Consider the following 19575-nt stretch of genomic DNA (forward strand, 5'->3'; position numbering starts at 1 on the left):
TCAGCCCTCCCGTCCGGTGGGATCGGCCGCGGGCGCGAGCCCGGCGAGGTAGGTGGTGCGTGGGCGCGTGTTCAGGTGGCCGAGCAGCGCGTATTCCCGTGGATCCTTGCGGGCGGCCGAGACCCGGCTTCCCGGATCGGCGACGTTGCCGAAGGTGATCGCCCGGGTCGGGCAGGCGCCCTGGCAGGCGGTCTCGACGGCGCCGTCCGGGATTGGGGCATGCGCGTCCTTGGCCGAGGTGATCCGGGCCGCCGCGATGCGCTGGATGCAGTAGGTGCACTTCTCCATCACGCCGCGGGCGCGGACCGTGACCTCGGGATTGCGCTGCTGCTGCTGCACCGGGGTCATCCCGCCTGTATAGTCCAGGTAGTTGAAGCGGCGGACCTTGTAGGGGCAGTAGCTCTGGCAGGTCCGGGTACCGACGCAGCGGTTGTAGACCTGCAGGTTCAGGCCCTCGCTGTCGTGCAGGGTCGCCTCCACGGGGCAGCCGACCTCGCAGGGCGCCTGCTCGCAATGCATGCACGGCACCGGCTGGAAATGCGTCGCCGGCGCGTCGAGGTCGCCCGCGTAGTAGCGGTCGACCCGCAGCCAGCCCATCCAGCGGCCGAGCGCGACCTCCTCGCGCCCGACCACCGGGATGTTGTTCTCCGCCTGGCAGGCGGTGACGCAGGCGTTGCAGCCGATGCAGGCATCGAGGTCGATCGCCATGCCCCATTGCGCCGTCTCGCCGGTGAGCTGGCTCTCCGGGGGCGGGTAGAACGAGGCCGGGGCCGCCGCGTCCTTGGGGTCGCCCACCGGGGCGGCGCCGAGAGCCTGGACCCGGACGATGTCCTGGCCCTCCATCGTGCCGAGGTTCTGGGTGGTCGCCGGCATCCGGCGTCGGCCGGTCTTGGTCAGCCGCGCCCCGGTGAGCCGCCAGGGCGTCGCGACGGGCCGCAGGGTGGCGGCGTCGTAGCCGAGGCCGTTCGACAGGTGGTCCGGCATGTTGCGGCCGTAGCCGAGGCTCAAGGTCACGGTCTCGGCGGCCTGGCCGGGCAGGATCCAGGCGGCGCCCTCGACGGCGCGTCCGTCGGCCTCGACCCGCACGATATCGCCCATGGCGATGCCCTCGCGCTCGGCGAGATGCGGGCTGAGGGCGACGACGTTCTCCCAGACGATCTTGGTCAGGGGTTTGGGCAGTTCCTGCAGCCAGGCGAGGTCGGCATGGGTGCCGTCCCAGATCGTGGGATCGGGGCGGAACACCACCTCGATCCCGCCCGGAGCAGGCGCCGGAGGGGCGGGCGGCGCCTCCTGGGTGAGGGCGACATCCTCGGCGGCGCCGGCGCTGTCCGGAAAGAAACCCCGGCGCAGGGCGTCGGCGAAGCGGGCCTCGAACGCGGCCGCATCCTCGCCCTCCTTCCGCCAACGCGCCTTGACCAGGCCGAGCGCGTCCTCGCCGCCCTCGCTCCCGCGCCCATCGGTCAGGAAGGCCAGCATGTCCTGGAGGGTGCGGCCGTTGTAGAGCGGCGCCACCGTCGGCTGGATCAGCCCGACCGTGCCGTCGAGGGATCGCACGTCACCCCAGGATTCGAGCGGATGGGCGGTCGGCAGGTGCCAGTCGGCATGGGCCCCGGTCTCGTCGGCATAGAGCCCGGCATGGATCTTGAGCGGCACGCGCTCCATCCGAGCCGCGAAGTCGAGGGCGGCCGGCGCGTCGTAGACCGGGTTGGCACCGAGCACGATCAGCACCTTGACGGCGCCGCGCTCCATCGCCTCCGCCAGTTCCGCCAGCGTGCCCGCGCCGTGCTCGACGACAGGCGCCGCGTGCCGCAGGGTCGCGCCGGTATTGCCCAGCGCGCCGTTCAGGCGGTGGACCAGGACGTGCAGGTCGGGGCTCGCGGTGAGCCCGGCGGTGACGATGCCGGCGCCCCGCGCCTCGGTCAGCGCCTTGGCGGCACCCCGGACCCAGCGGGAGACCGGGTCGTCGCCCCCGGGCGCCGCGCCGCCCCCGGCCACGCCCAGAAGATCATGCGCCAGGGCTTCGAGGCGGCCCTCCGGCACGGCCACCGCGTGATCCGCCTTGGCGCTGGTCAGCGTCGGGGTCGGCGCCGCGGCGTGGAGGCTGAGCAGGCGGCCCTCGGCATAGGCCGCGCGGCGACCCGCGCTCCAGCGCCCCGACAGGCCGACCTGGCCGGGGCCGAGATCGAGGAAGTCGCCGTCCAGGGCCACGATGGTGCGCGCCCGGCCGAAATCCGGAATCGTCTCCAGCGGCCGTCCATAGGCGCGGCGCGCACCCTCATAGATCGCCTCGCGGCCCGCCCCGCCGCCCACGAACCAGCGCGAGGCCGGATAGGCGGCCCGCATCCGGGCGATCTGCGCCGCCACGGTGGGCGAGGTCACCGGCCCGGTCAGCACCGCGATCCCCTCGCCCCCGGCCTCGTGCCAGGCCGGCATCTGCGCCTGAAGCTCCGCCCGGAACGCCGCCCAGGAGCTCGGCTTGCCGAGATGCTGCACCGCCTGGGAGCGGAATGGATCGTAGAGGCCGAGCACCGAGGCCTGCGCCAGCACGTCGGTGCCGCCGAGGCTCCAGGGATGCTCGGGATTGCCCTCGATCTTCAGGGGCCGCCCGTTGCGGGTGGTGACCAGGATGCCGTTGCCGAACCCGTCGAACACGGCCGAGGAGGCGTAGGACAGGTCCGTGCCCGGCACGATCCGCTCGGGCTGGTTGACGTAGGGCACCTCGTAATCCCGGCCCGCGCCGCCGCCGCAGGCGGTGAGGCCGCCGAGCGCGAAGGAGGCGGCCATCAGCTTCAGGAAGCCGCGCCGCTCCGGGGAGGCCGCGAGCCGGGCCGCGGAGGGGAACTCGGCCGCGAGGTAGTCGCGGAATTCCGGGCTGTCGGCCACGGCGTCGAGGCTGCGCCAGAAGCGCGGGCCGTCGCTGCCGGCGAGCTTCTCCCGCAGGGACGCGATGTCGGATCCGCTGGTCATCGGTGGCAGATCCCGCACTCGGTCAGCCGCGAACCGCCGCGGATATGGTACTCGGCCACGAGCTTCGGCCCGAGCGTCGCCTGGTCGGCCGGCGGCTTCCAGGTCATGTTCCAGACCTGGTCGGGCGTGCGGACGTATTTCTCCGGCGCCTGATGGCAATCGAGGCAGAACTGCATCTCGAAGGCGTTGGCCCGGTAGGTCATCTGCATCGACGTGACGTCGCCGTGGCAGGTCGAGCAGCCGATCCCCTTCGTCACATGCACCGAGTGGTTGTAGTAGACGTATTGCGGCAGCTTGTTCAGCCGGACCCATTCCAGGGGCTTGTCCTGCGCGTAGCTGTCGCGCACCGGCTTGAGCATGTCCGAGCCGGTCCAGATCTGCGAATGGCAGGTCATGCAGGTATGGGTCGGCGGGATGCCGGCCGAGGCCACCTTGTCGACGGTGGTGTGGCAGTAGCGGCAATCGATGCCGAGCTCGCCCGAATGGTGCTTGTGGCTGAACGGCACCGGCTGGGCCGGGGCGATGCCGACCCCGGTGACGTAGTTCGAGCGCACGATCCCGGCCGCCAGAACCGGCAGGCCGACCAGGCAGGCCACGCCGGTCATCAGGGCGAGCCGGTAGACCGCGTCCGCGCCGGGCGTGAACAGCTGCGCCATCAGGCGCGCCTTTGGGGCGGCGACATCCGGTCGTCGGGTTCGATCTGCTCAGCCTCGCGCCGCAAGCGTCGCCCCACCATTGGTCCCGGGTTGAAGTGTGCGGTGCACCGGATCGCTCGCGCAATGCGACCAAAGCGGCCGGGCCCCGGGGCGGCCGCACCGCGGCCGCCCCGGATGCCTCGCTGCCGAACCTAGAGCTTTTCCAGACGAGGGCTAGAACATGGATCAGAATGCCGGCCGCCGCGTGCGCCGGCGCCGCACCACTTCCCGCCGGCGACGCGAGGGCCTATGCGCTGCCTGACCAGGGTCCGGCGGACCGATCCCGCCGCCGCCCAAACCGGACTCGCCCCGGAGCCCTATGGATTCCGATCCCATCGTCCTGACCTGGCGCGCGGCCCGCCGCCTGCACGCGTCCGCGGCCGCCCTCGCGGTCGGGGTCGGCGCCCCGCTCTGCGCGCTCGCCCTCCTGTGCCTGCGGGATCTGGTCGCGGTGCTGCCGCACGACGAGGCGCCGACGCTGCGGTTCCTGCGGCTCGCCCTGTCGCTGCCCGGTCGCGAGATCGTGTTGGCCCCCGGCTTCCCGATGCGCCCGGTCGACCTGGAGCTCGCCGCCTTCCTGTGCATCGCCGTCTGCGCCCTGGCCCTGGCGGGGATCGGCTGGGTCGTGGCGCGCCTGTGCTTCAAGGCCCAGAACCGGGCCGCGGACGCCGTCCGGGAGAACGTCCTGCGGGCGATCCTCGACGCGCCGGCCGGGGCCCGGGACGAGGCCCGCAGCCTGGCGCGCCTCGTCGGCGAGGTTCTGGGCCGGGGTGACCGGCTGCTCGCCGCCGGGATCGTCGTGCCGGCGATGACGCTGGCCGCCCTGCTCCTGGCGCTCGGCTTCGCGGGGCTGGCCGCGCCCCGGCTGATCCCGACCGCGGCGATCGGGCTGGCGGCGATCGGGCTCGCCTACGGGCTGGTTCTGGAGCGCGCCCGGGACCGTCAGGACCTGCGGCTGCGCACGAGCACCCGGGCGGAGACGAACCTGAACGACCTGGTGCGGCGGCTGCCGGCGGTCCGTGTCCACGGGGCCGCCGCCCTCGAGCGGACGCGCATCGCCGCCCGGGTCGCGGCGATGCGCACCAACGTGGCCCGGGCCGAGGCGCGGCTGGCTTATGCCCGGGCGCCGGCACTGGCCCTGGCGGTGATCCTGCCGGCAATCGCCGTCGGCACGGCCCTGTGGCGTTCCGCGACGCCGGGCGCCCCGCCGGCACCGCCGGTCGATCCCGCCGCGCTCCTGGCCGCCACCGGGGCGTTCGGCCTCGCCGGCTGGCTCGCGGCGATCTGCGCCCGGCTCTGGACGGTGCGCAAATCGGTCCGCCCGCGCTTCCGGGACGTCGCGCGCATCATCGCCCTGCTGCAGGGGCGGCAGGCGCGGGCGCCCCGGACCGGGGTCGCGCCGCCGCCGCTGCCCCGGTCCGGAATCCTGGCGACCCAGGGGGTCGGCGCCTTCGATCCGGCCACGGGCGAGCGGCTGACCGGCGTCGATGTCGCCGTCACCATGCCGGGCCACGTGGCGATCACCGGCAGCCGGGGCAGCGGTGCCCGGGTGCTGGCGGCGGTTCTGGCCGGCCAGGTCGAGCCGACCGCGGGCGCCGTCACCTATGCGGGCTCCGACCTGCGCGGCTTCGATGCCGCCGAGCGTGCCCGCCGCATCGCCTTCGCGGCCGGGGAGGCGATCCTGATGGAGGGCTCGCTCCGCCAGAACCTGCTCTACGGCACCGAGCCGGCCAACGCCCCCGACGACATCGCGCTGATCGGGATCTGCCGGCTCGCGGGGCTCGACAGTTTCGTCTACGCCCGCGGCCTCACCGGCCGCCTGGACCCGGCCAGCCAGCCCCGTCTGGCGGCGGCGATCGTGGCGGCCCGCCGGACCATGCGGGCGGCCCTGGCCGCCAAGGGAGCCGAGCGGCTGGTCGAGCCGTTCGACCCGGACCGCTACAACCACCAGGCCAGCATCGGCGAAAATATCCTGTTCGGCGAGCCGGTGGGCGGCGCCTTCGCGCCCCTGCGGTTCGCCCGCCACCCCTACCTGCGGGCGGTGCTGGAGGCCGAGGAGCTGGTGCGCCCCCTCACCGAGATCGGCCTGGCGGTCGCCCGCAGCACGGTGGAGATCTTCGCCGACCTGCCCAACGACCACTCGCTGTTCGACAATTACTCGCTGTTCCAGGCCTCGGAGCGCGGCTACTTCGAAGACCTCGTGGTCCGTCTGCCGAATGCCGCGAGCTTGCGCCGCGGGCCCGCCGGCCAACGCGATCGCACGCGGCTGATCGGCCTCGCCCTGCGCTACAGCGAATCCCGCCACCGCTTCGGGCTGATCGACGCCGCGTTCGAGCAGCGCCTCGTGCAGGCGCGCCGCTCGTTCGCCCGGATGCTGCCGCCGCATCTCGCAGGCGCCGTCGAGTTCCACGATCCCAGCCGGGTCAATCCGGCAGCGAGCCTGGAGGAGAACCTCTTGTTCGGCCGGATCAGCCTCGGCGAGGCCAATGCCGAGCCGCGGGTGCGGGCGCTGGTGCAGCGCGTGCTCGCCGACGAGGGGCTCGAAGCCTCCGTCTACAGCCTCGGCCTGGACAGCAAGGTCGAGATCCAGCCCAGCACCGGCGCGCTGACGGACGGCGCCATCAACGCCCGGGAGCGCGTCGCGATCGAGCTGGCCCGCTGCCTCGCCCGCGAGCCCGATATCCTGGTGGTCGCGGTGGCGCTCGAGGACCGCACGGTCGAGGGCGTGCGCGAGCGCCTCGCCCGGCTCCGGCAGGCCAGGGCCGGCCGCGGATTCATCGTCTGCCTGCCCGAAGCGGGCGTGTCCGACGGGATCGAGCCGTTCGACGCGGTGATCGCGGTGGAGAACAGCGCCCTGGCCGCGCCCCCGGCTCGCGAGAACGCCGAAGAGGCGGAGCCTGCCCTCGCCTGAGCGGCGGCCCGGCGACCGCGCCGGCCTCACGACGGCCGCAATGGCCCGTCAGGTCGGGACGCCGTGCTCGACCGGCACGCCACGCCTACGCCCGGCCGATCCAGCGCGGACGGTTCATGCCTCTCCCGATCCCGAGATCCTTCGTCGCCGGCCTCGTGCTCCTGACCGTCTGCGGCCCGGTCGCGGCGCAGGCTGGGAAGGCCGACGCGCCGATCCCGGCCGCGACGCTCGCCCTGATGGCGCAGAAGGGCACCACGGCCGCTGCCCCGGTGCTGTTCCGGGCCTACAAGAAGGAATCCGAGATCGAGGTCTGGAAGAAGGGCCCGGCCGGGTTCGTCCACATCAAGACCTTCCCGATCTGCCGCTGGTCCGGCCAGCTCGGGCCCAAGCGCAAGAGCGGCGACCGGCAGACCCCGGAGGGGTTCTACATGGTGCCCAAGCGCCAGATGAACCCGAACTCGCATTATTACCTGTCCTTCGACGTCGGCTATCCCAACGCCTACGACCGCGCCCATGGCGGCACCGGCTCGGCCGTGATGGTCCACGGCATCTGCTCGTCGATGGGCTGCTTCGCCATGACCGATGCCACGGTCGGTGAGATCTACGCCATCGCGCGCGAGGCCCTGAATGGCGGCCAGGCGGCCTTCCAGTTCCAGTCCTACCCGTTCCGGATGAGCGCCGAGAACATGGCCCGTCACCGGGCCGACCCGAATATCGCGTTCTGGCGCGAGCTGAAGGCCGGCTCCGACCGGTTCGAGGCGAGCCGGGAGGAGCTTCAGGTCTCGGTGGTCGCCGGCCGCTACGCCTTCGCGCCGTCCCGGGATCCCGCCCGGGAGGCCGCCGTTGCGACCTACCACGCCGTCGAGGAGGCGCGCATAGCGGCGCTCGCGGAATCCGGCGAGCCGGCCGTGCGCACCACCTATTCCGACGGCGGCCAACACGCGTTCTGGGCGGCCTACACGGCCCGGGGCGGCGCCGTCGGCGACATCAGCCGGCCGGAGGCGCTGGCCTATGCCGGCCAGGAGGTGGTGGTCGTGCCGGGCCACCGGGCGCCGCGCCCGGTGCCGGAATCCGTCTGGGCCGCCTGGGCCGCGCCGGATTCGGGGCTGGCGCTGCGGCACATGGCCGGCTTCATCCCGTCCTACGAGCGCGCGCCCGACCCGTTCGGAGCCCTGGCGGGCCGCCTCCCGGGGCGCTACAGCGACGCCCTGCCGTCCCTGCTGGCGGCGGCCCTGGCCGATTCGCGGGGCGTCGTCGCCGGACACCCGATTCCCGCCGGCGCGGGGGCCGGCCTGATCGCCTCGGCCGAGCGTCTCTAGGGGTGGCAACGCCCCGAAGCGCGGCCGGTTCGTGTGCGCGGCCGCACATCACGGCCGCCTGCGACCCCCCAATTCATTGTCAGGCAGGGGATGAGCGGTACTCCTGTCCCGTCGGCCGGCCCTATTCAGCGCTACCTTCCCGGAACGGCGACGGGGTTTCGATCGTAACGGATTGGGACCGACTGTCCGCAGATTCGTGATCGCCATGTCCAATTGTTCCGAGCCGACTATCCGTGCGGCCGACGAGGGCCTCGTCCTCCGCTTCTGGGGTGTCCGCGGCTCGACCCCGGTCAGCGGCCCGCAATACGCCGAATTCGGCGGCAGCACGCCCTGCATCGAGGTGCGCTGCGGCGAGCGGATGTTCGTGGTCGACGCGGGCTCGGGCATCTACAATCTCGGCCAGGGCCACCGCACCGATCTGCCGCGGGAAGTCGACCTGCTGTTCAGCCACCTGCACCTCGACCACACCGCGGGGCTGCCGTTCTTCAAGCCGGCGGTCCTCGACTCCGACCGGGTGATCAACACTTATTGCGGCAATCTCGGCGGCGAATCGGCCGGCCCGACCCTCGACCGCCTGTTCGCGCCGCCGTTGTTCCCGGTTACGCTCGACAAGCTGTGCTGCACGTTCAACCACCACGGTTTCGAGGCCGGCCAGACCCTGACCTTCCCGGACGGCGCCCGGGTCGACACGATCCTGCTGAACCACCCGCAGGGATCGGTCGGCTACCGGTTCGAGCATGCCGGCCGGCGCCTGTGCCTGATCAGCGACATCGAGCACAGCGATCCGTGGCCGGAGCCTGAGCTGGCCCGGTTCGTCGCCGGCGCCGACCTCATGGTCTATGACGGCATGTTCACCGACGGCGAGTACCCGACCTGCCGCGGCTGGGGGCACTCCACCTGGCAGAAGGGCGTCGAGCTTGCGCAGACCGCCGGGGTCAAGGCGCTGGCGATCATCCATCTGCACCCGGCCCATTCCGACACGGCCTTGCGCGACATGGAGGCGGATCTCCAGGCTGAGATGCCCACCGCCTTCATCGCCCGGGAGCTTCAGAGCATCACGGTCGGCGCGCCGCGCTCGGTAGGCCGCCGCGCGGGCGGCCGCCCCACGGTGGCGCGCGAGGTCCGCCGCCGGATCAGGGTCGCCTGATCCCGTAGGTCAGGTGGAGCGTCCGCGCCGGGTCTGGCCGAACCGGCGATAGGCGAACAGGACGAACAGCGCGACACCGACCATCAGGATGCTCCAGCCGTAGGTGGTGACGAGCTGCGCATCGATCGGATGGCCGATCTGGCCCAGCGCGACGAGCAGGCCGAAGACGGCGATCACCGCCGAGACGAGCATCCCTAGAATCATCGTGGTCCCCGGCGCGTCCCGGCCGGCACCCCGGCCCGGCGAATTCGTCCGTGGAAATGCGTGGGACCGGCCCCCGTTCCCGGTCGCTTCCGGCGCTGCGAAGCGCTAATCGCGCCCCGACGCGCATGGGCGGCTCCCAAGGCGCCGAACTTAGGCTAAGTAGGCGCGCACGACGGCGCCCCGGGGCGCGCGAGGAGCCCGAGACCACGGCGATGACCGGCCCACAGAACACGCCTCAGGACAGCATGCCCGCAACCACCGCCGCTTCGGGCCCGCTGCGCCCGCAATCCCAGCTCGTGACCATCTTCGGTGGCTCCGGTTTCCTGGGCCGCCACGTGGTGCGGGCGCTCGCCAAGCGCGGCTACCGGATCCGCGTCGCGGTGCGCCGGCCGGACCTGGCGCTGTTCCTCCAGCCGCTGGGCAAGGTCAACCAGATCGTGGCCGTCCAGGCCAACCTCCGCTACCCCGAATCGGTGGCCCGCGCGGCCGAGCGCTCGGACGTGGTGATCAACCTCGTCGGCATCCTCCAGGAGACCGGGTCGCAGAGCTTCGCGCGGCTTCAGGTCGACGGCGCCGCGGAGATCGCCCGCGCCGCCGCCCGACAGGGCGCCCGGATGATCCACGTCTCGGCGATCGGGGCAGACCCGGCCTCGCCGTCGCTCTATGCCCGCACCAAGGCCGAGGGCGAGGCCCGGGTCTTCGCCGCCTGCCCGGATGCCGTGGTGTTCCGGCCGTCGCTGGTCTTCGGGCCGGGCGACAGCTTCTTCAACCGCTTCGCCGGACTCGCCCGGGCGCTGCCGGTCCTGCCGCTCGCGGGCGGCCAGTCGCGCTTCCAGCCGGTCTTCGTCGGCGACGTCGCCGAGGCGATCGCCCGGGCGGTCGACGGCGTCGTGCCGGGGGGCAAAGTCTACGAGCTCGGCGGCCCCGAGGTGGCGACCCTTGAGCACCTCGTGCGCTACATGCTGAAGACGATCCAGCGCAAGCGCGCCGTGGTCGACCTGCCGCTGCCCGTGGCAAAGCTCCAGGCCCGGCTCCTGGAGGTCGCCGACACGCTCACCTTCGGCCTGCTGCCGGACAGCCTGAAGCTGACCCGCGACCAGGTGATCCTGCTGCAGAACGACAATGTCGTGTCCGAGGCCGCCAAGGCCGAGGGCCGGACCATCGAGGCGCTCGGGATCACCCCGACCGCCGCCGAAGCGGTGGTGCCGGGCTATCTCTGGCCGTTCCGCAAGGCCGGCCAGTTCGCCACCGACCGGGACGAGGAATACCTGGCCGAGGTGCCCGATACGCTGACCTCGACGCCCATGGCGGCGGGCTCCCAGCACAGGCCGCAGACGGCGTCCGGGCCGGCGATCGGCGCCGATGCCGGCAGCTCCCCCGGCAGCGCCCAGAGCCGCATGGGCACCCGCTGGGGCACCCGGACGATGAGCTGAGCCCGGGTTTCAAAAGGTCTTCGACCTTTCGCGGGCGCGGGGCGGAGCCCTACGAAGGTCTCGGGGCTCCGCCCCGAACCCCGCCGAAGGGCCTCGGGCGCTTCGGAACCCCATTCCTTTGCCGGTGAGGCGTTTTATATCTGCGTGCCTGGCTCCATAGCGGGCTTCGGACGTGACGCGGAAACGAGGAGACGGAGCCTGACCATCCTCACGACCGCGCAGCGCTCACGCTCCTCGAACGAATCGGCAGGCCGGGCGTGAGGCGCATCCTCGTCACTGGCGCGGCGGGCTTCGTCGGCGGCCATGTCCTGCCGCTGCTGGCGGCGACAGGCGCCCGCGTGGCCGGAATCGGCCGCGGGGCGCCCCGGGGCCTGCCCAAGGGGGTCGCCTACGAATCGATCGATCTCCTCGACGAAGCCGCGCTGATTGCCTTCGTGGCGCGCTTCCGGCCGACCGAGATCCTCCACCTCGCCGGTCTCGCCTCGGTGGGCCAGTCCGCCACCGGCCCGGGTCAGACCTGGCGGGTGAACGTCAACGGCCTGATGAATCTCGTGGCGGCGGTCGCGGCGGTGCCGGGCTGCACCTTGTTCTTCGTCAGCTCAGGCGAGGTCTACGGCAGCGCCTTCCTGGCCGGGCACGCGTTGAGCGAGGAGGCCGAGCCCCTGCCGCGCAACACCTACGCCCGGTCGAAATGGGTCGGTGAGCAGGTGCTGCACGACCTGCTGCCCCGGATCGGGGTAAAGCTCGTGGTGCTGCGGCCGTTCAACCATATCGGCCCGGGCCAGGACGAGCGCTTCGTCGTGGCCTCCTTCGCCGGGCAGATCGCCCGGATCGAGGCCGGCCGCGCGCCGCCGTTCCTCGAGGTCGGCAATCTCTCCTCGTACCGCGACTTCCTCGATGTCGCCGACGTGGCGGGCGCTTACGTCGACCTGATCGGCCGGTCGGAAGCCTTGGCGGACGGGAGCGTGTTCAACATCAGCTCCGGCGTGCCCCGCACGATCGCCAGCGTCCTCGACGGCCTGCGCGCCCGCGCCCGGGTGCCGTTCGAGATCCGCATCGCCCCCGAGCGGGTGCGCCCGAACGAGATCCCGCTGGCGGCGGGCGATGCCAGTCGCCTGCACGGAGCCACCGGCTGGCAGCCCCAGGTCGCCTGGGACGACGCCCTGACCCGGGTGCTGGACGATGCCCGCGCCCGGCTGGCGCCGGCCGAGGGCTGAGCGGCCCTTACCGGACCACCCCGCTCGCCACGAGCGCGTCCAGCGCCTCCGCAGAAACATCCAGCCGCTCGGCCAGGATCTCCTGGCTCGACTGCCCGAGGCCCGGCGGCATGCGGCGTACGGGCAAGCGGCGTCCATCGAGGCGGTAGGGCGGGGCGATGACGTGGGCGTTGTCGGGCGCCTCGACCACGAGCCCGGCTTCCCGGGCGCGGTCGCAGGTCAGCGCCTCGCGCAGGCCCATCACCTCCCCGCAGGGGATGCCCGCCGCGCGCAGGCGCGCGATCAGGGGCACCCGCTCCCACTTGGCGAGTTCGGCATCCAGGATCGGGATGAAGGCGGCCCGGTTCTTCGAGCGGTCGAGATTGGTCGCGAAGCGCGGGTCGGCGCAGAGGTCCGGCCGCTCCAGCACCTGCTCGCAAAAGCGGCGATACTGGGCGTTGTTGCCCACCGTGATCACCACGGGCCCGTCGCCAGCCTCGAACACCCCGTAGGGCACGATCGACGGATGGGCATTGCCGTAGCGCGGCGGGTCGATCCCCCGGGCGAGCGCCTCCAGCCCGTAATAGGAGGTCAGCGCCACGCCGCAATCGAACAGGGCGAGGTCGATGGTCTTGCCGCGCCCGGTGCGCTCCCGCTGGAACAGGGCCGCCAGCACCGCCTGCGCGGCGTATTGCCCGGTGAACAGGTCCACCGCCGCGACCCCGAACTTCAGAGGCGGGCCGCCGGCCTCGCCGTTGAGCGCCATCACGCCGGATTCGCCCTGCACCACGAGGTCGTAGCCGGGCCGCCCGGCCTCCGAGCCGTCCGAACTGTAGCCGGCAATCGAGCAGTAGATCAGCCTTGGGTTCTCGGCCGAGAGCGCCGCGTATCCGAGCCCGAGCTTGTCGGCGCCGCCGGTCTTGAAGTTCTGGACCAGCACGTCGCTCTCGCGGGCCAGCGCCTTGACGATCGCCAGCCCCTCCGGCGTGGCGAGGTCGACCCCGATCGAGCGCTTGTTGCGGTTGACGCTGTCGAAATACGAGGTGTTGCCGGGGCTGGTCGCCACGCCCCAATCGCGCGTGTCGTCGCCGCGCTCCGGATGCTCGACCTTGATCACGTCGGCGCCGAGGTCGCCCAGCACCTGCGCGCACCATGGCCCGGCCAGGACCCGGGACAGGTCGAGGACGCGGATCCCGGCGAGGGGCAAGTCGGATGTCGGCTCAGATTCCATCGCAAGGGTCCTCAGAGCGTGCCCATCGCCTCGTGAAAAGTTTTGGTTTCAAAAGGTCTTCGACCTTTTGCGGGTCCAGGGCGGAGCCTTGGTTCATCAGGGCCCCGCCCTGACAACCCGCCAAAGGGCACGCCCTTTGGAAACCCGATTCCATAAGTCCTCAAGCGCCCATCACGCCGTCGAGGCCGCGCACCGCCGCGACGAGTTTTGGCCGCACCACGTCCATCAGGAACCGGGCGTCGGTGATGACGGTCGGGCCGCCGCAATTGACCGACATCGGCGGCAGGCCGCCGCCGGGATGGAAGCCCACGCCGATGGCGCAGACCGTCTCCTGCCACTCGCCGAACGAGGTACAGCAGCCGATCTCGCGATGTTCGGCCACCGCCCGGTCGAGGCCGGCGCGCAGGGCAGGCCAGGCCACCGGGTCGAGGGCCTTCAGGTCCTCGTAGATGCTCTCGCGCTCGCGCTCGGGGCAGACCGCCACGTAGGCGCGGCCCATGGCGCTGCGGGCGAGCGAGATCCGCGAGCCGGTATCGAGGTTCAGCGAGATCGCGGCGGGGCCGCGCTGGCAATCGACGTAGCGCATGCTCAGCCGATCGCGCACCCCGAGCCCCACCGAGGCGTTCGCCGCCTCCGCGACCGCCCGCAGCACCGGCCGGGCGATGCCGCGCACGTCGAGCCCGCCGAGGGCCGCCGAGCTCAGGGCGATCGTCGCATTGCCGAGCCGGTAGCGGCCGGTCTCGGCGGTGTGGTGCAGGTAGCCGAGCTTGGTCAGCGTGTAGGTCAGGCGCGAGACGGTGGAGCGCGGCAGGCCGCAGGCCGCCGCGAGGTCGTGGTTGGCGAGGCTGGTCCGCCCCGGCCCGAAGCAGGCGAGCACCGCGAGGCCGCGGGCGAGCGCCGTGACGAAGTGGCGATCCTCCTTGGCCCCGTCCTCCTTGGTGCCGTCACCCGGCACGGCCTCGGGATCGGCGAGCAGGGCCTCGTCCACGGCGTTCATCGGCGCAGGAACGCCGCGAAGGCCGCCTGCGCCTCCGGGCCCCGGCGGAGCGCGTGGAACACCTCCGCCTCCTCGGCGAGGGTGCGGGCGACGCTGTCGTCCTGACCCCGGCGCAGGGCCCGCTTGGTCGCCGCGATCGAGGCCGAGGGCAGGGCCGCCAGGGAACGGGCCCGGGCGAGGGCAACCTCCAGGGCCGTCCCCTGCGGGACGGCGGCGTTGACGAGGCCGGCCGCCACCGCCTCCGCGGCGCCGAACGGCTCGCCCAGCATCAGCAGCTCGGCCGCCCGCTTGGTGCCGGCGATCAGCGGCAGGAGGTAGCTCGACGCACCTTCCGGGCTGAGGCCGAGCGCCGTGAAGGGCAGGCGGAAGCGGGCGCCGTCCCCGGCATAGGCGAGGTCGCAATGCAGCAGCAGCGTCGTGCCGATGCCGACCGCGTGCCCCTCCACCGCCGCGACGACGGGTTTCGGGCAGCCGCGCAGGGCCTTCAGGAAGGTCAGGCCCGGGCTGTCACCGCCGGCCTCGACATCACGGAAATCCTCGAGATCGTTGCCGGCGGTGAAGCAGCCCCCCGCCCCGGTGAGCACCACGGCGCGCAGGGTCGCGTCGGCACCGGCCGCGTCGAAGGCGGCGGCGAGGCCCGCATAGGTTGCCCGGTCGAGGGCGTTGCGGCGCTCCGGCCGGTCGATGGTGACCAGCCGGATCCTGGGCTCCGGATCGGTGACGCGGACGCTCAAGAGACGGCCTCGCCGGCATACGCTGCCGAGACACCTGCGAGCCCGGCCCGGGCGGCGGCGTATTCCCGGGCGAGCCGGGCGACGAGGTCGGCGGTGGCCGGGGCGTCCGCGATGGTGCCGACCCCCTGGCCGGCGCCCCAGACGTCCCGCCACGCCTTCACGCCGGCGCTGCCGAAGTCCATCGCGGTCTTGTCGCGCACCGGCAGCGCCTCGGGATCGAGCCCGGCGGCGCGGATGCTGGGCGTCAGGTAATTGCCCGGCACGCCGGTGAAGTAGGGGGTGTACAGGATGTCGGCGGCGGCGCTGCCGGCGATCATGTCCTTGTAGCCGGCGGCCGCGTTCGCCTCCCGGGTGGCGATGAACCGGGTGCCCATATAGGCGAGGTCGGCGCCCATGGCCTGGGCGGCCAGGATCGCCGAACCGGTGGTGATCGCCCCCGACAGGATCAGCGGGCCGTCGTAGAAGCGGCGGATCTCGCCGACGAGGGCGAAGGGACTCAGCGTGCCGGCATGGCCCCCGGCGCCGGCGCAGACCAGGATCAGGCCGTCGACGCCGGCCTCCAGGGCCTTTTCGGCGTGACGAACCGTGGTGACGTCGTGGAACACCACCCCGCCATAGGCATGAACCGGGCGGATCACCGCGTCCGGGGCCCGCAGCGAGGTGATGATGATCGGCACACGGTGCCGGACGCAGGCCTCGACATCCTGGGCCAGGCGGTCGTTCGAGGCGTGGACGATCTGATTGACCGCGAAGGGTGCGATCTTCCGGGCCGGATCCTTCGCGCGCTCTTCAGCGAGCGTGCGCGTGATCGTCGAAAGCCATTCGTCGAGGCGTTCGGCCGGCCGCGCGTTCAGCGCCGGGAATGCGCCGACCACCCCGGCCAGGCATTGCGCGATCACCAGCTCCGGCCCCGAGACGATGAACATCGGCGCGCAGATCACCGGCAGGGCGAGCTGGCCGCGCAGGATCTCGGGGAGACTTCGGGACGGATGCTGTTCGGGACCGTCGCTCATCGGAGGCTGCCGGGCTGTTGGCCGATACCGCGCAAAGCGATCCTCCCTGATCGGTCGGGCGGCCCGGCCCTTGGAGCCCGCCGGGACGGGTTCGAGCCGGAATCGCGCCCGGGGCGGGTCTGAATGGCATGGCGCCCGGCACCGGTCAAACCGTCCGGCTGGATCGCATCTGCAATGCAGAACAGATCGTTGGAAGTCACACGCCACGGCGCTCCATGCTTGACGGGTGAGGCATCGCGGATCAACATTCCGCAAAACTGCGAACGATAATTCTGCATTGCAGAACAGGGAGAGCGCCGCTTTGGTTCGTTACGAGGTCGATGGCGGCGTGGCCGTGCTCACGCTCGCCAACCCGCCGGTCAACGCGCTGGGCGCCGCGCTACGGGGTGCCCTCGACGAGGCCCTGGCGCGGGCGGAGGCCGACGAAGCGGTCCGGGCGATCGTGCTGGCGGCCGAGGGCAAGGTGTTCGTCGGCGGCGCCGACATCTCGGAATTCGGCAAGCCGCCCCAGGCGCCGAGCCTGCCGGATGTGCTGGAGCGGCTCGATGCCGGGCGGAAACCTGTGGTGGCGGCGATCGGCGGCGCGGCGCTCGGCGGCGGGCTCGAGCTGGCGATGGCCTGCCACGGCCGGATCGCGGCGCCCACGGCCAAGCTCGGCCTGCCGGAGATCAAGCTCGGGATCATCCCGGGGGCCGGGGGCACGCAGCGCCTGCCGCGGCTGATCGGGCCGGACGCCGCCTTCACGATGATGCTCACCGGCGAGCCAGTCTCCGCCGAGACCGCCGCCAAGCTCGGGATCGTCGACGCCGTGGTGCTGGGCGACCTCGTGCCGGCCGCCCGCATCCGGGCCCTGGAACTCGCCGATTCCGGCGCCCTGCCGCGGGTACGCGACCGGGCGGACACGCTGACCCCGGAGGCCCGCCAGGCCTTCGAGGCCAAGGCCCAGGAGGCGGTGCAGCGCGATCCCGAGGCGACCAACGTCTACGCCCTGGCCCGGGCGGTGCGCGCCGGCCTGGACCCGGACACGTTCGACGCAGCGGTCGCCGTCGAGCGGGCCGAGTTCCGCAAACTGGTGGAGGATCCGCGCTCCAAGGCCCTGCGCTACGCCTTCTTCGCCGAGCGCGAGGCCGCCCGGGTGCCCGGCCTGTCGAAGGATACGCCCCGCCGCCCCGTCGAGACCGCCGCCGTGATCGGCGCCGGCACCATGGGCGGCGGCATCGCGATGTGCTTCGCCAATGCCGGCATCCCGGTCACCGTGATCGAAACCGAGGCCGGCGCCCTGGAACGCGGCCTCGACCGGGTGAGGGGCCTCTATGCCGGCTCGGCCAAGCGCGGCTCGATCACCGAGTCCCAGCGCGACGAACGGATCGGCCGGATCACCGGGGCGATCGGCCTGGAGAACGCCGGAGAGGCCGACATCGTGATCGAGGCGGCCTTCGAGGACATGGCGGTCAAGCGCGAGATCTTTTCCAAGCTCGACGGCATCGCCAAGGAAGGCGCGATCCTGGCGACCAACACCTCCTATCTCGACGTCGATGCCATCGCGGCGGTGACCGGCCGGCCGCAGGACGTGCTCGGCCTGCATTTCTTCAGCCCGGCCAACGTCATGCGCCTCGTCGAGGTGGTCCGCGCCGGCAAGACCGCGCCCGACGTGCTCGCCACCGCGCTGGATTTGGCCAAGCGCCTCAACAAGCTGCCGGTGACGGTGGGCGTCTGCTTCGGCTTCGTCGGCAACCGCATCCTGGAGCGCCGCAGCCGCGCCGCCGAGCGCCTCCTGCTCGAAGGCGCCCTGCCGCACGAGGTCGATGCCGCCGTGACCGGCTTCGGCTTCCGGATGGGCCCCTTCGCCATGAGCGACCTCGCCGGCCTCGATATCGGCTGGCGCTCCCGCAAGGATTTCGGCGGCCGGGCGCCGGTCGCCGACGCCCTGGCCGAGATGGGCCGGTTCGGCCAGAAGACCGGCCGCGGTTTTTTTGTTTATTCGGATGGCGCCCGGACGGGCACGCGCGATCCGGAAGTCGAGGCGCTCATCGAGAAGACTGCCGCCGAGCACGGCATCGCGCGCCGTACGTTCAGCCCCGATGAGATCGTGGCCCGGCTGATGTACCCGATGGTCAACGAGGGCGCCCGGATCCTCGAAGAGGGAATCGCGGCGCGGCCCGGCGACATCGATACGATCTGGATCAACGGCTACAACTGGCCGGCCTGGCGCGGCGGCCCGATGCACTGGGCCGACACGGTCGGGCTCAAGCATGTCGCCGAGGCGCTGACGCGCTTCGCCCGGGAGACCGGCGACGACAGCCAGGAACCGGCGCCTCGGCTGCGCAAGCTTGCGGAATCGGGCGGACGCTTCGCAGATTGGAAGGCGAGTTAATGCCCTGTCGGCTCCGGCAGGCCGAGTCCCGGTTTCGAAAGGTCCGGGACCTTTCGCGGGTGCAGGGCGGAGCCCTGCTGCCGAGCCTCATCCTGCGCAGCGTCGGGGCGTCGCCCCGACACCCCACCAAAGGGCGTGACGCCCTTTGGGAACCCCGGAGGAGCCCGGCATGACCGACGCGGTGATCGTCTCGACCGCCCGCACGCCGATCGGCAAGGCCCATCGCGGCGCGCTGAACCTCACCCGGGGCGCCGACCTCGCCGCCCACGCGATCCGGGGTGCCCTGGATCGGGCCCGGCTGGAGCCGGAGGCTGTGGAAGAGGTGGTGCTTGGCTGCGGCTATCCGGAGAACGCCACCGGCGGCAACGTCGCGCGCCACGCGGCCCTGGTGGCCGGGATCCCGGTGGAGTCGGCGGGCGTCACGGTCTCGCGCTTCTGCGCCTCGGGCCTGGAGGCGATCGCCAGCGCGGCCCGGCGGATCATCCTGGACGGCGTGCCGGTGGCTGTGGCCGGCGGGGTCGAGTCGATCAGCCTTGTCCAGCCGAAGGTGCAGCGGGAGCTGACCCGCAACGCCTGGCTGGAGGCGCACCTGCCGGCGATCTACATGCCGATGATCGAGACCGCCGACATCGTCGCGACGCGCTACGGCATCTCCCGGGAGGCGCAGGACGCCTTCGCCCTCGAGAGTCAGCGCCGCACCGCCGCCGCGCAGGCGCAGGGCCTGTTCGACGACGAGATCGTCCCGATGAGCGCCGTGATGGCAGTAACCGACAAGGCCACCGGCGAGACCCGGGAGGTCGAGACGCGGCTCGGCAAGGACGAGGGCAACCGGCCAGACACGACCCTCGAAGGTTTGGCGAAGCTTAAGCCCGTGCGCGGGGAAGGCGCCTTCATCACCGCCGGCAATGCCAGCCAGCTCTCGGACGGCGCCGCCGCTAGCGTGCTGATGTCGGCCGAAGAGGCGGCCCGGCGGGGCCTGACGCCGCTCGGCACCTTCCGGGGCTTCGCCTCGGCCGGCTGCGGGCCGGACGAGATGGGCATCAGCCCGGTCTTCGCGGTCCCGCGCCTGCTGGAACGGCAGGGGCTGACGGTCGCCGATATCGACCTGTGGGAGCTGAACGAGGCCTTCGCGTCCCAGTCGGTCTATTGCCGGGACAGGCTCGGGATCGATCCCGACACGGTCAACGTCAACGGCGGCGCCATCGCGGTCGGCCATCCGTTCGGCATGTCGGGGGCGCGGCTCGTGGGCCACGCCCTGCTGGAAGGCCGCCGCCGCGGGGCGCGCTACGCCGTGGTGACCATGTGCGTGGCCGGCGGCCAGGGCTGCGCCGGCCTGTTCGAGATCGGAGGCTGA

14 protein-coding genes are annotated in these 19575 nt (G+C 72.4%); 7 read left to right on the forward strand and 7 right to left on the reverse strand.

From position 1 onward, the window contains the following. On the reverse strand, positions 1-2967 hold the full coding sequence (locus AKJ13_RS12165) for a TAT-variant-translocated molybdopterin oxidoreductase (protein ID WP_050733573.1): 2967 nt from the start codon (positions 2965-2967) through the stop codon (positions 1-3). Then, positions 2964-3623, reverse strand: coding sequence for a cytochrome c3 family protein (locus AKJ13_RS12170; protein ID WP_007562804.1), 660 nt, complete (start codon positions 3621-3623; stop codon positions 2964-2966). Before AKJ13_RS12170 ends, AKJ13_RS12165 begins: the two co-directional genes overlap by 4 nt. A gap of 358 nt (positions 3624-3981) precedes the next feature. Here AKJ13_RS12170 and AKJ13_RS12175 point away from each other — a divergent pair, with 358 nt between their 5' ends. The 3 genes from AKJ13_RS12175 to AKJ13_RS12185 all read left to right on the forward strand — a co-directional run bounded on the left by AKJ13_RS12175 (position 3982) and on the right by AKJ13_RS12185 (position 9039). Beyond that, on the forward strand, positions 3982-6573 hold the full coding sequence (locus tag AKJ13_RS12175; RefSeq protein ID WP_050733574.1) for an ABC transporter ATP-binding protein: 2592 nt from the start codon (positions 3982-3984) through the stop codon (positions 6571-6573). A gap of 116 nt (positions 6574-6689) precedes the next feature. Next, complete coding sequence (locus AKJ13_RS12180; protein ID WP_050733575.1) at positions 6690-7892, forward strand: murein L,D-transpeptidase family protein; 1203 nt, start codon at positions 6690-6692, stop codon at positions 7890-7892. 205 nt (positions 7893-8097) lie between these two features. After that, on the forward strand, positions 8098-9039 hold the full coding sequence (locus AKJ13_RS12185) for an MBL fold metallo-hydrolase (RefSeq protein ID WP_050733633.1): 942 nt from the start codon (positions 8098-8100) through the stop codon (positions 9037-9039). Positions 9040-9048: 9 nt separating this feature from the next. Here the strand turns inward: AKJ13_RS12185 and AKJ13_RS12190 are convergent, their stop codons facing one another. Then, positions 9049-9243, reverse strand: coding sequence for a hypothetical protein (locus tag AKJ13_RS12190; RefSeq protein WP_050733576.1), 195 nt, complete (start codon positions 9241-9243; stop codon positions 9049-9051). Between the two features lie 245 nt (positions 9244-9488). Here AKJ13_RS12190 and AKJ13_RS12195 point away from each other — a divergent pair, with 245 nt between their 5' ends. Further along, entirely contained in the window at positions 9489-10676 is a 1188-nt protein-coding gene (locus tag AKJ13_RS12195) for a complex I NDUFA9 subunit family protein (RefSeq protein ID WP_050733634.1), read from the forward strand. 257 nt (positions 10677-10933) lie between these two features. Next, positions 10934-11893, forward strand: a complete 960-nt coding sequence (locus AKJ13_RS12200) for a GDP-mannose 4,6-dehydratase (protein ID WP_050733577.1) — start codon at positions 10934-10936, stop codon at positions 11891-11893. 7 nt (positions 11894-11900) lie between these two features. Here the strand turns inward: AKJ13_RS12200 and AKJ13_RS12205 are convergent, their stop codons facing one another. The 4 genes from AKJ13_RS12205 to AKJ13_RS12220 form a co-directional block, all read right to left on the reverse strand. Continuing rightward, positions 11901-13103, reverse strand: coding sequence for a CaiB/BaiF CoA-transferase family protein (locus AKJ13_RS12205; RefSeq protein WP_050733578.1), 1203 nt, complete (start codon positions 13101-13103; stop codon positions 11901-11903). Positions 13104-13263: 160 nt separating this feature from the next. Next, positions 13264-14100 carry an IclR family transcriptional regulator gene (locus AKJ13_RS12210; RefSeq protein WP_082316932.1) on the reverse strand — a complete coding sequence of 279 codons (837 nt, stop codon included), beginning with the start codon at positions 14098-14100 and terminating at the stop codon, positions 13264-13266. Then, complete coding sequence (locus tag AKJ13_RS12215) at positions 14097-14834, reverse strand: enoyl-CoA hydratase-related protein (protein ID WP_050733579.1); 738 nt, start codon at positions 14832-14834, stop codon at positions 14097-14099. The genes AKJ13_RS12210 and AKJ13_RS12215 overlap by 4 nt, the downstream gene beginning before the upstream one ends. Next, entirely contained in the window at positions 14831-15847 is a 1017-nt protein-coding gene (locus AKJ13_RS12220) for a nitronate monooxygenase family protein (protein ID WP_050733580.1), read from the reverse strand. The genes AKJ13_RS12215 and AKJ13_RS12220 overlap by 4 nt, the downstream gene beginning before the upstream one ends. 301 nt (positions 15848-16148) lie before the next feature. On the opposite strand from AKJ13_RS12220, the gene AKJ13_RS12225 reads away from it, so the two are divergent. Together AKJ13_RS12225 and AKJ13_RS12230 are read left to right on the forward strand one after the other, a co-directional pair. Continuing rightward, the gene (locus AKJ13_RS12225; protein ID WP_082316933.1) at positions 16149-18221 is read left to right on the forward strand and encodes a 3-hydroxyacyl-CoA dehydrogenase NAD-binding domain-containing protein; all 2073 of its coding nucleotides are present in this window, start codon (positions 16149-16151) and stop codon (positions 18219-18221) included. A gap of 169 nt (positions 18222-18390) precedes the next feature. Further along, positions 18391-19575 carry an acetyl-CoA C-acyltransferase gene (locus AKJ13_RS12230; RefSeq protein WP_050733582.1) on the forward strand — a complete coding sequence of 395 codons (1185 nt, stop codon included), beginning with the start codon at positions 18391-18393 and terminating at the stop codon, positions 19573-19575.

The organism is Methylobacterium sp. ARG-1 (assembly GCF_001262595.1).
Lineage (GTDB): Bacteria > Pseudomonadota > Alphaproteobacteria > Rhizobiales > Beijerinckiaceae > Methylobacterium > Methylobacterium brachiatum.

Excerpts from the sequence above, each read along its gene's own strand:
- AKJ13_RS12165 (WP_050733573.1), bottom strand. The coding sequence starts at position 2,967 with ATGACCAGCGGATCCGACATCGCGTCCCTGCGGGAGAAGCTCGCCGGC.
- AKJ13_RS12170 (WP_007562804.1), bottom strand. The coding sequence starts at position 3,623 with ATGGCGCAGCTGTTCACGCCCGGCGCGGACGCGGTCTACCGGCTCGCC.
- AKJ13_RS12175 (WP_050733574.1), top strand. The coding sequence starts at position 3,982 with ATGGATTCCGATCCCATCGTCCTGACCTGGCGCGCGGCCCGCCGCCTG.
- AKJ13_RS12180 (WP_050733575.1), top strand. The coding sequence starts at position 6,690 with ATGCCTCTCCCGATCCCGAGATCCTTCGTCGCCGGCCTCGTGCTCCTG.
- AKJ13_RS12185 (WP_050733633.1), top strand. The coding sequence starts at position 8,098 with ATGTCCAATTGTTCCGAGCCGACTATCCGTGCGGCCGACGAGGGCCTC.
- AKJ13_RS12190 (WP_050733576.1), bottom strand. The coding sequence starts at position 9,243 with ATGATTCTAGGGATGCTCGTCTCGGCGGTGATCGCCGTCTTCGGCCTG.
- AKJ13_RS12195 (WP_050733634.1), top strand. The coding sequence starts at position 9,489 with ATGCCCGCAACCACCGCCGCTTCGGGCCCGCTGCGCCCGCAATCCCAG.
- AKJ13_RS12205 (WP_050733578.1), bottom strand. The coding sequence starts at position 13,103 with ATGGAATCTGAGCCGACATCCGACTTGCCCCTCGCCGGGATCCGCGTC.
- AKJ13_RS12210 (WP_082316932.1), bottom strand. The coding sequence starts at position 14,100 with ATGAACGCCGTGGACGAGGCCCTGCTCGCCGATCCCGAGGCCGTGCCG.
- AKJ13_RS12220 (WP_050733580.1), bottom strand. The coding sequence starts at position 15,847 with ATGAGCGACGGTCCCGAACAGCATCCGTCCCGAAGTCTCCCCGAGATC.
- AKJ13_RS12230 (WP_050733582.1), top strand. The coding sequence starts at position 18,391 with ATGACCGACGCGGTGATCGTCTCGACCGCCCGCACGCCGATCGGCAAG.